This is a genomic window from Blautia sp. RTP21359st1_E11_RTP21359_211015 (assembly GCF_040910705.1).
Lineage (GTDB): Bacteria > Bacillota > Clostridia > Lachnospirales > Lachnospiraceae > Blautia_A > Blautia_A fusiformis.
In genome coordinates this window covers 1-15,283 of record NZ_JBDGAB010000002.1, presented here as the reverse complement: position 1 = coordinate 15,283, position 15,283 = coordinate 1, and the positions used below count along the sequence as shown (strand labels likewise).

Below are 15,283 nucleotides of genomic sequence, written 5' to 3'. Positions count from 1 at the left end.
TAACAGCAAAAAAAGACGGAAACCATCCCGCAGACTCTGCAAATGATCTCCGTCTTTTATTTTTTTCCTGAAAAGAAATGCTTGATAAACACATACAAAACAATAATAAAAGCAAACACATAACCAAAGGCGCCCAACGCCGGAATCCCCCACAGCTTTGGTTTCATATCCGTAGTACAGATAATGCTGGAACTGATCAGAAGTGCCATCACCCACAGCCCCATCACAATATTCCGCACCAGCCGCCGCAAAAGCCACGCCAGATCATCCGAGGCATGAAGATCCAGATTGATCTTTGTCTGCCCCTTCATACAGCCCTGAAGGAAATCCGCCGCCAGAGAAGGAATATCCACTGCACGTTTCAGGGACCAGGCAAGATTTTTTCCTTCTTTTTTTATCTCACGCTTCCAGTTCCCGTTGCTGAACAGCTGCTCCTTGAGCCTTGCCGCAGCAATCTGTGTCATATTGATGTCCGGACATATCTCAGCCAGAACCCCCTCCACATGAGTCAGCCCCCTTGCAAGCATAGTCAGTCCGTGAGGCATCATGATCTTATTTTCTTTCATGACCTCCATCAGGTCCACCATCACTTCAGCCACATCAATGTTCCCCATATCCGCAGTACCGTATTTCTCCATAAGTCCGCGGAGATCCTCATAAAGCTTGCTGGAATCCGGTTTGCCTTTAAACTCCCCAAGAGCCAGGACCGCATCCTGGATCTTGCCGATGTTGTTCATGGCAACCCCTTCAATAGCTTCTGCGATCAGCTGACGATCGTGCTCTGTAAGCCGTCCCATCATTCCCATATCGATCCAGACGATCTTTCCATCCTGGATCCGCACGTTTCCCGGATGGGGATCCGCATGGAAAAAGCCATCCTCCATCACCTGTTTGATGAAATTATCCACATATTTCGTTCCGACCTCATTAAGATCATAACCATTGGCCAGAAGCGCAGCCTTGTCATTGACGGCAAAACCGTCAATATATTCCATCACAAGAATATGCGGCGAAATATACTCACGGTAGAGAATCGGTACTTTCACAAAAGCCACATCTTTGTTCTTTTTTGCAAATTCTGCCATATTTGCAGCTTCTGTCAGGAAATTCATTTCCTCCTGGGTCACAGTCCACAGTTCACTTAAAACCATGTTCAGATCCACCATGCCCTTAATGCTCACCGGCGGCATCAGGCGCACTGCTTTATGCATCAGGCCGATATCCCTGGCCATGGTCTCATAGATTCCCTTTCGCTGAACCTTGATCACAACCTCGTCACCTGTTTTCAGCGTGGCCCGATGCACCTGGGCAATCGATGCTGCTCCCAGAGGTTTCTGCTCAATATGCTGAAATTCTGCCTGCCACGGACAGCCCATGGACTCTTCCAGTACCTCGATCACCTGGGAAAAAGGCATCGGTGGTACATCAGAGCAGAGCTTCATCAGCTCGTCACAGTAGCGTTTCGGCAGAATATCGGAACGAAGAGACATGATCTGACCCAACTTAATATAAGTTGGGCCCAGATCTTCCAGTATGAGCCGGAGCTTCTCAGGAGAAACACCCCGGGTAATGGCATGTTTTTTCAGAACGGCTGTGATCTCTCTCAGCCGTTCTCCATATCCGCCTTTCTCTTTTTTCTCCTTTTCTTCTCTGCCCATAAACTTCTCCATTTACTGCTTCGTCTGCGTTGTCGTTTAGTCAAGCGGATATTTGCGATCCGCAGTCGGTTACTCTGCTGCCTGTTCTTCGCTCCCGGTATCTTCTGCATTTTCTGTTTCCGCAGAAGCTTCCTGTACAGATTCCTCTGCCGGTTCTTCTGCTGTCTCGGCTTTCTCCTCAGCAGCCTCGGCCTGCATGTGCTCGATCTGCGCCTTCACAGCAGCCAGCTGCTCCGGTGTCAGCCTGGAAATCGTTGCCTTCAGTTCTTCCTGATCATTCTTTCTGGCTGCAGATTCCTTTACAGAATCAGCAGCTGTCTTAACTGTTGATTTGATGTTATGCTTCAGCTCCTGATTAAGAACCTTACCCTGTTCAACCGTAAGCTCACCCTTTTTTACCAGTTCATCCAGGATTTCTTTGGATTTCTCTGCTGTCACTGCTGCTGTACCAATACCCACCAATAAAATTTTCTTCAGTCCTTCACCTAATTCCATAATATTTTCTCCTTTCCTGAAACCGGCAGCTGCCGGACCATCACACCACAGTCCGACAAGACCCTATCCTGAAACAAAAGTTTTCTGTTCCTGTCATATTCCCAGAAAAGCAAGTCCCTTGGGAACAAAAATGATCAGTCCGACGATCGCTGCCATGATCGCTGCGATCAGTACTGCTCCGGCCGCTGTGTCCTTGGCGATCTTTGCCAGTGGGTGACGTTCCTCTGTGACCAGATCCACAACAGCTTCCACTGCCGTATTCACCAGCTCAAGCGCCATCACCATTCCGAACAGCCCCAGGCAGATACACCACTCTGTCACGGAAATCCCAAGGATCAGTCCTGCGATCACCACAAGCGCTGCCACCATACAGTGGATCTTCATATTTCTTTCCTTGCGGATGCAGGTAAAAATCCCCTGAAACGCATATCCGAAGCTTTTATACAGCGGATCCTTCTTTCTGCCTGCCATGTTCCTCACCTGATTTCCTGTTTGAATTATTCCCTCCAACGGGAAGTATGGGATTATTATAACAAGTTTGTAGTAATATTTCCAGTATTCCGGAAAATTTATGAATATTTAAGGAGTATATGTGGTTATTCACAGACAACTGTTCAAGCGGATAAAAGCATCCGCACTCAGTTAAACCACACATACTCCTGATCCTGTTGCATATTCTGTAAAATTTCCGGATATCCTGAATTATTTTTCCGGATATATATACAGATGTCACATATTATTCCACATTTTTCAGTGCTTCATCCATGGGCACATGACGGATCCTCCGGAATTCCAGCACTGCTACCACTGCATAGGCTGCGATTCCGATCGCTGTCATTTTCACATAGATCATGGGATCCACCCACATGGTGATCCATCCCGAAATACTGGAAAGCATCATCTCGCGGAACAGCACTTCCATGATCTGCCGTTCAACCGGAAGGCTTAACAGCAGGCAGAACACCACCACAAGTGATGTGGAAAGTATATACAAACGGCTGATCTCACCATTTGTATAGCCCAGGATCTTGGTCATGGAAATCGACTGGGCATTTTTTTCGATGATGACCTTGGAAAGCAGATAGATCACCACCAGGAAAATGATCACGGAAAATCCATACATCATTCCCATCATATCTCCCATGGAGACATCCAGCTGCCTGGATATTTTTGTAAGAGCTTCCAGATCAATAACAGAGCCGATATATTTTGAAGGGATGTCTCGGATCTCTGTATCAGAGAAATATCCTCCAAAATAATCATCTCCAAGATCAAACGCCTCATTCAGTTTATCTCTTTCCATAAATACACAGAGGCTTGCCGCATAATCATAGATTCCATCTACTTTAAAGGAATACTCATCCTTCTCGTATTTTTCCTTCAGAGTTATGGTGTCGCCCTCCTTGATCCGGAATTTGTCCGCATAGGCACTGGAAATATAAACACCGTCTCCCGAAAGATCCGCCTGGATATACCGGCTGTCAGGCTCCACACCGTAAAAAGCGATCTCCTCACTTTTATATTTACCAGGCATGGTATTCAAAGAATACGCAGAAAATTTTTCCGCATCTTTATTGTCCGTTCTGATATCCGTATAATATTCCAGAAGAGAATTCATGGCATCCTCTTTATTCCCAGAATAGGCACTTGCCGGAACCGAAAGTATGTACTGGTATTTCGCCAGCATATTCTCCTGGATCTCCATCTGATAATGATCCAGCGTAGACGGCAGGAGCATGCCGAAAAACAGCAGCAAATTTGCAAAAATGACTCCCACAAACAGCACCAGATAATTGCTGACATTCTGAAAGATCACCCGGAGGCGAAACCTGGAAAAAATTCCGATCTTCGGACTTAAATACACCGCGCGTTTCTGTCTTTTCCCGGAAAAATCCCTTCTCAGGAACTTCAGAGGCGAAAGCTTCAGGCGGTACCAGAGCACTGCATGATCGATCAGTATCATAATGATGACCGGAACTACAGTTGTCAGAAGAAAGGCATCTGCATTCCATACTGTCACATAAGTCGGCAGACTATAGCTCCCGTAATACATGTCTGCACATACACCCTTAAATACGGTATATCCAAGAATATTTCCGATCAAGGCACCGGCCAGCGTGACCAGAACCGGAAGCGTCATATAATGAAGGATCAGCTCCCGCCTGGTATAACCGGATGCACGTAACGTACCGATAACACCGGCTTCCTTTCGGATCGTATTGCTGATGGTAATTCCAAACACAAAAGCCATGATCACGATCACAATATAAAGAAGCGTGATGACCATTGCCCTGTCTCCGCCCATATCATCACCGGTGAAAATGATCGCCTGGTTAAGATAACGTGGGACAAAGGTTTCCAGAGCTACCACTTTGCCAATATCTTCCATGAGATCCTCGGAAACCTTCTTCTCCTCTTTTTCGTCCTTTGGCTGATGATCATATATCCATGCATAATTATACCGGAGCTTTTCCTGATCCAGGTTTTCAAATTCCTCCGGAGCTACGATCGCCACACCAAACTTTACAGAATCAAACATGGAATCATTATTATTCTGAAACAGGGCACTGTAATCCGAAAGTGCCACCAGACCTGTGATCTTCCAGGATTTTTCACCTCTGATCAGGGTATCTCCTACCTTAAGACTGTTGTTATCCGCATACATACGGTCAATGGCGATCTCGCCCTGCCCTGACGGCATTTCTCCCTTCATCAGGCAGACCTTATTCACCTTCTCACGGTTTTTAAAAAAACGCATGGTGCTTCCGTTATCCAGATCTTCTTCTATATAGTAGTTCTCATAAAGCTTAACACCGGCAGCTTCAATACCCTTCCACTGAGAACTGTAAATCTTTTCCGCAGTACGGAAATTTCCGTTTTCGATGTTATATTTATCAAAGCTCTCATTATAAGCCTTCAGCATGCTTCCATCGGCTACCAGAAAGCCGGACACAAACCCGATGGTCAGTACCATCAGCAGGAAAACCACCAGATATTTTCCAAATTCCCCCTTCAGTTCCCTGGGGATACGTTTACGTAAAGGATTCTTCATAATGCCCCCTTACCATTCCAGGTCAGCAGCCGGAATCTTCTGCTCATTCTGATAGTTTCTGCGGATCATCCCGTCACGAAGCTTTACCACACGGTCTGCCATATCCTTGATGGCATCGTTATGAGTAACCATGATTATAGTATTTCCGTATTTGTGATTGACTGTTTCGATCAGCTTCAGGATTTCCTTGGAGGTGTTGTAGTCCAGAGCGCCGGTAGGCTCATCACAAAGCAGGATATCCGGATTTTTTACAATGGCACGTCCAATAGCAGTTCTCTGCTGCTGACCTCCCGAGAGCTGGTTCGGAAGCTTCCGCTGATGTTCATAAAGTCCCAGTGTCTCCAGCAGTTCATCCACATCCAGCGGTCTGTCACTTAAATAAGCACCAACTTCAATATTCTCCCTCACAGTCAGATTGGGGATCAGATTATACATCTGAAAAATATATCCCAGATGTTTTCTGCGGTAGAGGGAAAGCTTCTTTTCATTCATATCCTCCAGCTGTTCTCCCTGAATGGTAATGCTTCCTGCATCTGCTCCGTCAATGCCGCCAATAATGTTTAGCAGCGTGGATTTCCCGGAACCGGACGGCCCCAGAAGCACACAAAATTCTCCCTTTTCAATCTCAAGATCGATCCCCTTCAGAACATCTACATGGCTCTCTCCTGCCCCGAAGGATTTTTTGATTTCTTTTATCTCCAGAAACATAAACCTCTCCTTCCATTCCTATACATTTCTTCTTTATATATGAATATACATATATGTTAGTCTGGGCTTACTCTTTTGTCAAGAAGCAGACTTATTTTCGTATTTTTTCCATATATCTATGTGCGCTGTACCGGTCCGGCTCTTGCCAAAAGCCGTCAAAACGTATATAATGTGGGAGTATCTGTATATTTTTAACCAAATAATCTTATTTTTAAAGGAGTGAATATTGAAAGTGGACCCCAGCGACACTTACCAGATAATCATATTACTTATTCTGCTGGCATTGTCAGCCTTTTTCTCATCTAACGAAACCGCGCTGATGTCGGTAAACAAGATCCGTCTCCGCTCTCTTGCAGACGAGGGAAACAAGCGTGCAGCCATGGCTCTCGATATCCTGGAGAACCAGACGCCCAAGCTTCTCAGTGCGATTCTCATCGGAAACAACATTGTAAACATTTCAGCTTCTTCCCTTGCAACCACACTTGCATACAGCTTTGGCGGCTATATGGTCAGCATCGTGACGGTGATCCTGACGGTTCTGATCCTGATCTTCGGTGAGATCACCCCCAAGAACTACGCAACCATTAACTCTGAAAAGATCACCCTCCGCTATATCCCGGTCTTTAAATTTCTTATGACTATCATGACACCGGTGATCTTTATCATCAATCTCTTTTCAAGAGGTGTGATGCGCCTGATGCGTGTGGATCCGGATGCAGCCAGCAAGGCCATGACCGAGGAGGAGCTTCGTACTATCGTGGACGTCAGCCATGAGGACGGTGTCATTGAATCCGACGAAAAAGAAATGATCTACAATGTGTTTGATCTTGGAGATGCCACAGCCAAGGATATCATGGTTCCAAGAGTACATGTTACCTTTGCGGATGTGGAATCCACCTATGATGAGCTGATCGATATTTTCCGCGAGGATAAGTTCACGCGTCTGCCGGTTTATAAGGACAGCCAGAACAACATTGTGGGAATCATCAACATGAAGGATCTTCTTCTTTACGACAAAAATGAGGAATTTGTTATCGATCATTTCCTCCGAAAGCCGCATTTCACTTACGAAACAAAAAGCATTTCCGATCTTCTTGTGGAAATGAAGGACTCCACCTTCAACATTGCCATTGTACTGGATGAATACGGTGATATGGCCGGACTGATCACACTGGAGGATATCCTGGAGGAGATCGTGGGTGAGATCCATGACGAATACGATGAGAAGGAGGACGAGCTTGTCCAGAAGATTTCCGACCGGGAATATATCATCGAAGGTTCCATGCATCTGGATGACGTAAATGATCATCTGGATACGGAACTGGATTCCGAGGATTATGATTCCCTGGGTGGATTTATCATCGAACATCTGGATCGTCTGCCTGTTGCCGGTGACGAAGTGATCACAGAAGACGGAATCCGTCTGATCGTAGAAAAGCTGGATAAAAACCGTATCGAGAAAGTGCATGTCTACCTTCCGGAAAAAAATCCTGAAACACGGGATAATACCGAATCCTGAGTAAGCAGGCTCCAGCTCCGTAACAAGAAACAGCTGATGTACCGAAAAAATATTTAATACTTAATATCATCCATATCGGAACTGTTATCGTAATCCCCGGCTCACCCGTTGAGCCATCAGGATTTTTGATTGACAGTTCCGATATTTTATATTATAATGATAGAAAATTTTTATCCATATTTACTAAATGCAATGACAGGGAGTAGTACACAGTCTCCGGATGCACAGAGAGAAGATGGCCGGTGAGAATCTTCGTGACTGAACTGTGGAAGTAGCCCTCGAGCAGTGGACTGAACCATGGATCTTCATGCAGTAGGCTTCATCGTCATTCCCACGTTACAGGGAGGCAGTATAATTTTGTACTGGCAGAGAGCAGAGTTTTACCTCTGAAAACAGGTGGTACCGCGGAATCATCCGTCCTGAGCATATTTTATCCGATATGCCGGGACTTTTTTATTGGAAAAATTTCTCGCGGCAGCCCTTATCTGCTTAACTTTTCACATCATCAAAGGAGGGAACCAATTCATGAAACAGATTTCCGGAAACAAATTGCTTGTAAAAGCCTTAAAAGAAGAAGGCGTTGATGTTCTGTTCGGCTATCCTGGTGCCTGCACCATCGATATCAGCGATGAATTATATAAACAGAACGGCATTGACATCATCCTGCCGCGTCACGAGCAGGCCCTTGTACACGAAGCAGATGCCTATGCCAGAACTACCGGAAAGGTTGGCGTATGTCTCGTTACCAGCGGTCCCGGAGCTACCAACCTTGTTACAGGTCTTGCAACTGCCAACTATGACAGTGTTCCGCTTGTATGCTTTACCGGACAGGTTGCCCGTCACCTCATCGGAAACGATGCGTTCCAGGAGGTTGATATTGTCGGGATCACCAGAAGCATCACAAAATACGGTGTTACCGTCCGCAACCGTGAGGATCTTGGACGTATCATCAAGGAAGCCTTCTATATCGCACGCACCGGACGCCCAGGCCCGGTTCTCATCGACCTTCCAAAGGATGTAATGGCCGAGCTGGGAAGTGCTGAGTATCCGAAGACCGTCAATATCCGTGGCTACAAGCCTAACACCAGCGTGCATATCGGACAGCTGAAGCGTGCCCTCAAAATGCTGCAGAAGGCCAAAAAACCTCTGTTTCTTGCTGGCGGCGGTGTGATCATTTCCCGCGCGCAGGAGATTTTCACCCAGGTTGTTGAGAAAACTCAGATCCCGGTTGTCACAACCGTCATGGGACGTGGCGCCATTTCCACAAAGAACCCTCTGTTTATCGGAAATCTTGGTATGCATGGCGCTTATGCCGCAAATATGGCCGTGAATGAATGCGATCTTCTGTTTTCCATCGGAACCCGTTTTAACGACCGTATCACAGGCAAGCTCCATGAATTTGCCCCACATGCACAGATCGTCCACATCGATATTGACACCGCTTCCATTTCCAGAAATATCCATGTAGACATCCCCATCGTTGCCGATGCAAAAGAGGCAATAACAAAAATGAATGAATATGTACAGGACTGTAATACCGGCAAATGGCTGAAGCAGATCCAGGAATGGAAGGAAGAGCATCCTCTTACCATGAAAGACCGTGGTATTATGGGACCGCTGGATATCATCGGCGAGATCAACCGCCAGTTTGACAAGGCCATTCTTGTTACCGATGTAGGTCAACATCAGATGCTGGTGAGCCAGTATGCAGACATCACCGAGAACCGTCAGCTGATCATGTCCGGCGGACTTGGAACTATGGGTTACGGCCTTCCAGGTGCTATCGGTGCCAAGATCGGTAATCCAGACACACCGGTCATCTCCGTTTCCGGTGACGGCGGCATGCAGATGAACATTCAGGAGCTGGCTACCGCAGTTCTGGAGGAGCTTCCGATCATCTGCTGTATCTTTAATAATGAATATCTCGGAATGGTCCGCCAGTGGCAGAAGCTTTTCTACGGAAAACGTTACGCCATGACAAATCTGAAGGCCGGTGCACTCTCCCGCCGCACAGACGGTCAGGAATATCCGGAATACACACCGGATTTCATCCGTCTCGCAGAGAGCTATGGGGCAAAGGGTATCCGCGTAACTGAGAAGGATCAGATTGCGGCTGCTTTCGAAGCGGCTAAGAAGAATACAAAAACTCCTACGATCATCGAATTTATCATTGATCCGGAGGAAATGGTTTACCCGATGGTCAAGCCGGGCGGCACCCTGGCTGATCTGATCATGGATTGTTAGGAGGAATGAATGATGGATAAAGGAATGAAAAAAAGATGGATCTCTCTCTACGTTGAAAACCAGGTCGGTGTTCTTTCCAAGATTTCCGGTCTTTTCTCCGGAAAGTCCTATAACCTGGACAGTCTTACTGTTGGAACCACGGAGGACCCAACAGTTTCCAGAATGACCATCGCCACAGTCAGCGATGATGAAACCTTTGAGCAGATCAAAAAACAGCTGAACCGTATGATCGAGGTGATCAAGGTTATTGATTTTACAGACGTGTTCGTTCGAATGAAGGAGATCCTTTACATCAAGGTAAAGGGCTGCTCCCCGGAAGATAAAGTAGAACTTTTCCAGATTGCTGAGACTTTCAAGGCACGTGTCATCGACTATGGAAAAGACAGCCTCCTTCTGGAATTCGTCCAGACCGCAACCAAAAATGACGCGGTCATCAAGCTTATCAAAGAAGAGTTCAAACATATCGAAGTTGTCCGCGGCGGAAGTGTCGGAATTGAGTCTATCAGTATGATGGAGAGATAAAAGCTGAATAATACTCCGACAGAAAAACACGGGGCTGATGCTTTAACGATTAATAAATCGTGATTTTTACAGCCCCGAGTTTGTTCATATACATTCATTATTTCTGCATAAATTCAAGCGCTGCCTCTTTCGTCGGAATCGCAGGGATTCCGCCTCTCTTTTGCACACACAATCCAGCAACTGCATTTCCCAAAACAGCACACTTTTTGATTTCTTCCCATTCCATTTTTTCAACATTCTTATTCATAGAAAGGATACTGCATAATACGCCTCCCCAGAATGAATCACCTGCCCCAGTCGTGTCGATCGCATGTGTCTGAAATGCTTTGATGATTTCTTTTCTGCTTTTTGTTGCCATAAGAACGCCCTGTTCTCCCAATGTAATAGCAACCAGCTTTGGTCCCATGGCAAGGAGTTGATCTGCAGCCTGCTCATAACTTTTCGCCTCTGTCAACAGAGTACTCTCTTCATCCGATACCTTCATGACATCTACCAATTCTATGACAGATCTCATTTTTTTCACTGCATACTCTTTGCTCTTCCAAAGAGACGAGCGATAATTTGGATCATAGGAAGCAACTCTCCCAATGCCACGATATCAACTTTTTCTTCCATTTTTCAGTTCCTCTACAATCTCGTTATAACGTTTTTTATTTAACCGGTAGAAAAATAATACAACCGCAGTCACAATCCACAGTACACCCGGAATCGTCGTAAATGCATGTTTCATAATTGAAAGTACAATTGCATTTTGTGTCTGATTTGCAATATAACCATATTTTCCAAGTAATCCTGCTAAAAGTGCTGTTCCAACTGCCATTCCGATTTTATTTCCAAGTGAAATAAATGCATACTGAAAACCGTCATTTCTAAGTCCGGTTTTCCACTCCCCATATTCCACACAGTCTGGAATAATTGCATAGATTGCGGTATTAAATCCAGAGAAGAAAAACTGTGTGAGACCAGATAATGCATAAAAAATAGCTGGTGATTCTTTGGCATTGAAGAAAAACATAGACAACATGGAAATTCCTGTAAATAAAGCAAAGAGAGATGCTGTTCTTCCTTTGTTATTCAACTTGCGGAATAATGGTTGAAAACAGGCTGCCCCGATGATAGAAGGAATAATGATGCACATCGAATAAGTTGTGTAGTAGGAGGCATTCCCTTCCACATATGTAAAATAATACAGAATATCTGCATTTCTACCATATAATGTAAATCCAAATAATATCTGTCCTGCCAATGCAAGAAGATATGGTCTGTTCTGCATGACTGCTTTCAACTGTATCTTTACAGAAATTTTTTCTTTTTCCGGAGTAATCACTGCCTCTTTCGTCTTCGCAAAGCAGAAGAAATGACAGGCTGTAAAAATACATCCATATATGACCGCCACCGTCAGATATCCTGTCTTTGCACTGTGACTGCCGAATTTGCTGAGCAGCGGAACTGTGATAATATTTAACACACCAATTGCAATCATCGCTGCAACCGAGCGGGATGTATTTATTTTTGCACGTTCATCAATATCCTGTGTCATAGCACCACACAAGGTTCCATATGGAATATTCACACAGGTATACCCCAAAACCAGCAGACAATATGTAATTACCATATAAATGATCTTTCCATTCTGCGGCCAGTCGGGTCTTGCCCAGAATGTCATAACAAGAAGAATCGCTGTAATTGGTGCCGCTACTAACAGCCATGGACGGTACCGTCCCCATCTCGATTTTGTTTTATCCGTAAGTCCCCCGACGATTGGATCATTGATCGCATCCCAAAATCTTGAAAAAAGCATAAGTGCTGACACAGCCGCCATACTGATTCCGAACACGTCTGTATAAAATATCATCAGAAAATTACTGACGAACATCCAGCTGAAATTACATCCGACATCACCAAACCCATATGCAATCTTACTGATCAGCGGTACTTTTCCATTTTTGTTTTCGCTTCCCATATGTCCCTCCTATTTTTATCAGAGTTTCTGACAGAACTCTATTCTTTCCTCATTTGGTCCCTTGATCATAAAAAACTTCACACCATTTTCCCAAAATGGCAGTTCTTCGATTCCGTCTGTAATAATTGTGTATTTTTCATTGCAGATTTTCTGATACATACTTTCAATGTCTTCCACATCAAGTGCAACATGTTGGTATGCACCGTCTGACATTGCCGCCTGCCCATTTTCAAAAGTCTCTATACAGTAATTTTTTATCTGTAAAAATGCCACTTTTTCCCCTGCTTTTTCATTATAAGACTGCATAATTACTTCAAATCCAAGACTCTTATAAAACTCAACTGTTTTCTGCAAATCGTTTGTCGGAAGCCCGACATGGGCAACTCCGACAATTCCATATTTATTTTCCATACGAACTCCTCACTTTTCACTGACGTTGATAATTACTTTCATCGTTGTCTCGCGGTTATCATCAATATACTGGTACGCCTTCAGATAATCTTTAAAAGCAAATGTCTTTGAGATGAGCGGTTTCAAATGAACTTTGCCCTCATTTACCAGTCTGATTCCATCTATGTAATCATCATGGCGGTACATCATCGTGCTCTTAATGTCAAGTTCGTGGTCATTTGCCACTGCAAGATCTACTTCTGCCATTCCTGCAAAAACAGCCACCAGTACGATCGTGCTTCCTTTTCTTGCATATTTAATTGCCTGTCCCATTGTGATATTGTTTCCGGCACAGTCGTAGATCACATCTGCCTTATCCGGTCCAAATGCTTCGATCATTGCCTCACCGAAGTCTTTATTTTGGGTATTCACACACACATCAATTCCACATTCTTTTGCCTTTGCCAGTCTAAGATCACTGATATCTGTGATCATCACTTTCGCTGCCCCCATTCCTTTTGCTGCCTGTGCCACGAGATTTCCAATCGGTCCTGCTCCAAGGACTGCAATATTCATGCCAGCCACATCGCCCATCTGTTTTACACCATGAACTGCCACAGCAAGAGGTTCGATCATAGCTCCTTCTTCATAGGACATATCTTCTGGAATAGGTGTTACTTTCGATGCATCCACTGCAAAATACTCAGATGCTGTTCCTGTCGTCTGAAATCCCATTACTTTTAATTCCTCACAGAGATTATACTTTCCATGACGACATGGATAGCAATGTCCACAATATACCTGAGGCTCTATCGTCACCTTCTGTCCCACATGAAACTCTGTGACATTTTTTCCAAGTTCTGTAATCTCACCGGAAACCTCATGTCCCTGTGTTACCGGATATTTTGTAAACGGATGTTTTCCATGATAAACATGAATATCTGATCCACAAACACCAATATTCATAATCTTTACCAACACCTGATTTTCCTTTACCTCCGGAACCGGAACCTCTCTGAAAATAATTTCTCCTGGATTTGTCATTACCTGCTGTAACATAACTGTTTTCTCCTTTTTTATGTTATTTTGTTTTATGTTTTATAAAATGTTTTATCAAAGTAATTATATTATTACCATGTAAACACAATTTGTCAATATGTTTTTTCATATTTTTATATATTTCATAATTTCAAAATATATTTTTTGTATATTTTTCATAATTAACATAAAAAAAAACGGAAAGGAAACCGTAGTTACTGTTTTCTTTCCGTTTTTTACTATAATATCTTTTTCTAATTTTACACAACTTCTCGTTTTTCACACATATAAAGCGGACATCTGCATTCACTTTGCAACCTGTCAGTGGGAGCTTTTAACTCCAACAGAGTGAACATCCCCTTACCCAACGCTTGACGCCCTGCGCACCAGATGCGGTGGACTGCTTATCTGCGTTCAAAAAATTTACAATTCTGCCATATGTTTTGTAAAAAAGTATTTCGCGGCTCCAACAGCCGACGCTTCTTTCTTATACGAACAATTTTTTAAGTATGAAACATCATGCTCAAAGCCATTATATGCCATCACTTTTTCTCCCAGTGGTATCATATAATCTGACAATACACCTCCCACATCACCTCCGAGTATAATATCCATATCATATGCCATCCGCAGATTTGATATCAAAACAGCAAGATGATCCAGATACTCATTCCATGTCTGCAAATTTTTTTCATCACCACTTTCAATTTTTTCCATAAATGCATCCAGTGACTGCCTGTTATCTTGTGTCAGTACACTTGCAGCACAATATGCATCTGCACATCCTGATTTACCACAATAACACTTTCTTCCACCGGGAACGAGTATCATGTGACCAAACTCACCTGCTTTCTGGTTCTGCCCTCGAAACAGCTTTCCATCTATGCAGAATGCGCCTCCTAAGGTGTGGTTCAAAGACAGATATATCGCATTTGGATACTTTTGCTTTTTTTCTGCAAGCATTGCAGCATTAGCATCGTTTTCAAAATATACTGGAATTTCCAAAGCCTGCTCTAAAAAGCGCAGACTATAATTCTCTATACCTAAAGCATGGGATTTTAAAACGATCCGTTCTTTCTGATCAATAATTCCCGGAATCGCCACTCCAATCCCAAGTAGCGTATCCTTCGATAATTCGCCTTCAAGAAAAGTTTTGACCTTTTGTGCCACTTCTGTACAATAGGATAATTCTGCCGTAAATTTTAAACGGATGCGATCTTTTTTTATAATCTCATCTCCAAGATTTACTAATACCATTTCTATATGATTCGCTGTAATCAAAATTCCCATTGCATGACAGTATGACTTATTAATCCCTATACTTTTTGCCTTTCTTCCACCGGTCGAAGCATATTCCCCAGTTTCTTCCAACACCATTTTTTCTAACAAGTCATTCACATTTGCTAACACAGTCGGCATACTCAAGTTTAACTCTTTTGCGATTCCCGCCTTGGATGTAACATGATTGTTCAGCACATAATTAATTATTCTTTTTCTTGTTATATTTTTTTTATCTTTATTTTCCGTTTTCTTACCCTCTTTTATTAAATATATTATAAAAGAATTATATGCTTTTTTATTCTTCTTGTAAAGCAATGTTTTTTGACACTCCCCACAGCTAAAGCAGGGGGATTCTTGCTTCTCCCACTACTGCATTGGCAAACACCTTACGGTACTGCAATGTCTTACACAGT

At 43.8% G+C, this 15,283-nt stretch carries 13 protein-coding genes and 1 other annotated feature; of the genes, 3 read left to right on the top strand and 10 right to left on the bottom strand.

The window, feature by feature from the left end:
• Positions 1–56 precede the first annotated feature (56 nt).
• The 5 genes from AB5026_RS00860 to AB5026_RS00840 all read right to left on the bottom strand — a co-directional run bounded on the left by AB5026_RS00860 (position 57) and on the right by AB5026_RS00840 (position 5,913).
• Positions 57–1,658 (bottom strand): AarF/ABC1/UbiB kinase family protein, encoded by a 1,602-nt coding sequence (locus AB5026_RS00860; protein WP_173745797.1) that lies wholly within the window; start codon positions 1,656–1,658, stop codon positions 57–59.
• A gap of 69 nt (positions 1,659–1,727) precedes the next feature.
• A complete protein-coding gene (locus tag AB5026_RS00855) occupies positions 1,728–2,153 on the bottom strand; it encodes a phasin family protein (protein ID WP_202031287.1) in 426 nt (141 codons plus the stop codon).
• A 93-nt stretch (positions 2,154–2,246) separates the two neighbouring features.
• The gene (locus AB5026_RS00850) at positions 2,247–2,624 is read right to left on the bottom strand and encodes a diacylglycerol kinase family protein (RefSeq protein ID WP_021652500.1); all 378 of its coding nucleotides are present in this window, start codon (positions 2,622–2,624) and stop codon (positions 2,247–2,249) included.
• A gap of 265 nt (positions 2,625–2,889) precedes the next feature.
• Positions 2,890–5,205 carry an FtsX-like permease family protein gene (locus AB5026_RS00845; protein ID WP_368212604.1) on the bottom strand — a complete coding sequence of 772 codons (2,316 nt, stop codon included), beginning with the start codon at positions 5,203–5,205 and terminating at the stop codon, positions 2,890–2,892.
• Between the two features lie 9 nt (positions 5,206–5,214).
• Entirely contained in the window at positions 5,215–5,913 is a 699-nt protein-coding gene (locus AB5026_RS00840) for an ABC transporter ATP-binding protein (protein ID WP_368212603.1), read from the bottom strand.
• A gap of 232 nt (positions 5,914–6,145) precedes the next feature.
• Between AB5026_RS00840 and AB5026_RS00835 the strand changes: the two genes are divergently transcribed.
• The 3 genes from AB5026_RS00835 (at position 6,146) to ilvN (ending at position 10,198) form a co-directional block, all read left to right on the top strand.
• On the top strand, positions 6,146–7,432 hold the full coding sequence (locus tag AB5026_RS00835) for an HlyC/CorC family transporter (protein WP_368212602.1): 1,287 nt from the start codon (positions 6,146–6,148) through the stop codon (positions 7,430–7,432).
• Positions 7,433–7,615: 183 nt separating this feature from the next.
• Positions 7,616–7,857 (top strand) — a binding site (T-box leader).
• A 100-nt stretch (positions 7,858–7,957) separates the two neighbouring features.
• Entirely contained in the window at positions 7,958–9,676 is a 1,719-nt protein-coding gene (gene ilvB / locus AB5026_RS00830) for a biosynthetic-type acetolactate synthase large subunit (protein ID WP_288245215.1), read from the top strand.
• Between the two features lie 12 nt (positions 9,677–9,688).
• Positions 9,689–10,198, top strand: coding sequence for an acetolactate synthase small subunit (gene ilvN, locus AB5026_RS00825; RefSeq protein ID WP_015526065.1), 510 nt, complete (start codon positions 9,689–9,691; stop codon positions 10,196–10,198).
• A 97-nt stretch (positions 10,199–10,295) separates the two neighbouring features.
• On the opposite strand, the gene AB5026_RS00820 is transcribed toward ilvN, so the two are convergent.
• The 5 genes from AB5026_RS00820 to AB5026_RS00800 form a co-directional block, all read right to left on the bottom strand.
• A complete protein-coding gene (locus tag AB5026_RS00820) occupies positions 10,296–10,712 on the bottom strand; it encodes a PfkB family carbohydrate kinase (RefSeq protein WP_288245244.1) in 417 nt (138 codons plus the stop codon).
• Positions 10,713–10,796: 84 nt separating this feature from the next.
• On the bottom strand, positions 10,797–12,161 hold the full coding sequence (locus AB5026_RS00815) for an MFS transporter (protein WP_059086762.1): 1,365 nt from the start codon (positions 12,159–12,161) through the stop codon (positions 10,797–10,799).
• An 18-nt stretch (positions 12,162–12,179) separates the two neighbouring features.
• Entirely contained in the window at positions 12,180–12,572 is a 393-nt protein-coding gene (locus tag AB5026_RS00810) for a VOC family protein (RefSeq protein WP_008369413.1), read from the bottom strand.
• Positions 12,573–12,581: 9 nt separating this feature from the next.
• Entirely contained in the window at positions 12,582–13,610 is a 1,029-nt protein-coding gene (locus AB5026_RS00805; RefSeq protein WP_044962122.1) for a zinc-binding dehydrogenase, read from the bottom strand.
• A 402-nt stretch (positions 13,611–14,012) separates the two neighbouring features.
• Complete coding sequence (locus tag AB5026_RS00800) at positions 14,013–15,008, bottom strand: ROK family protein (RefSeq protein ID WP_250789833.1); 996 nt, start codon at positions 15,006–15,008, stop codon at positions 14,013–14,015.
• Between the last annotated feature and the right edge of the window lie 275 nt (positions 15,009–15,283).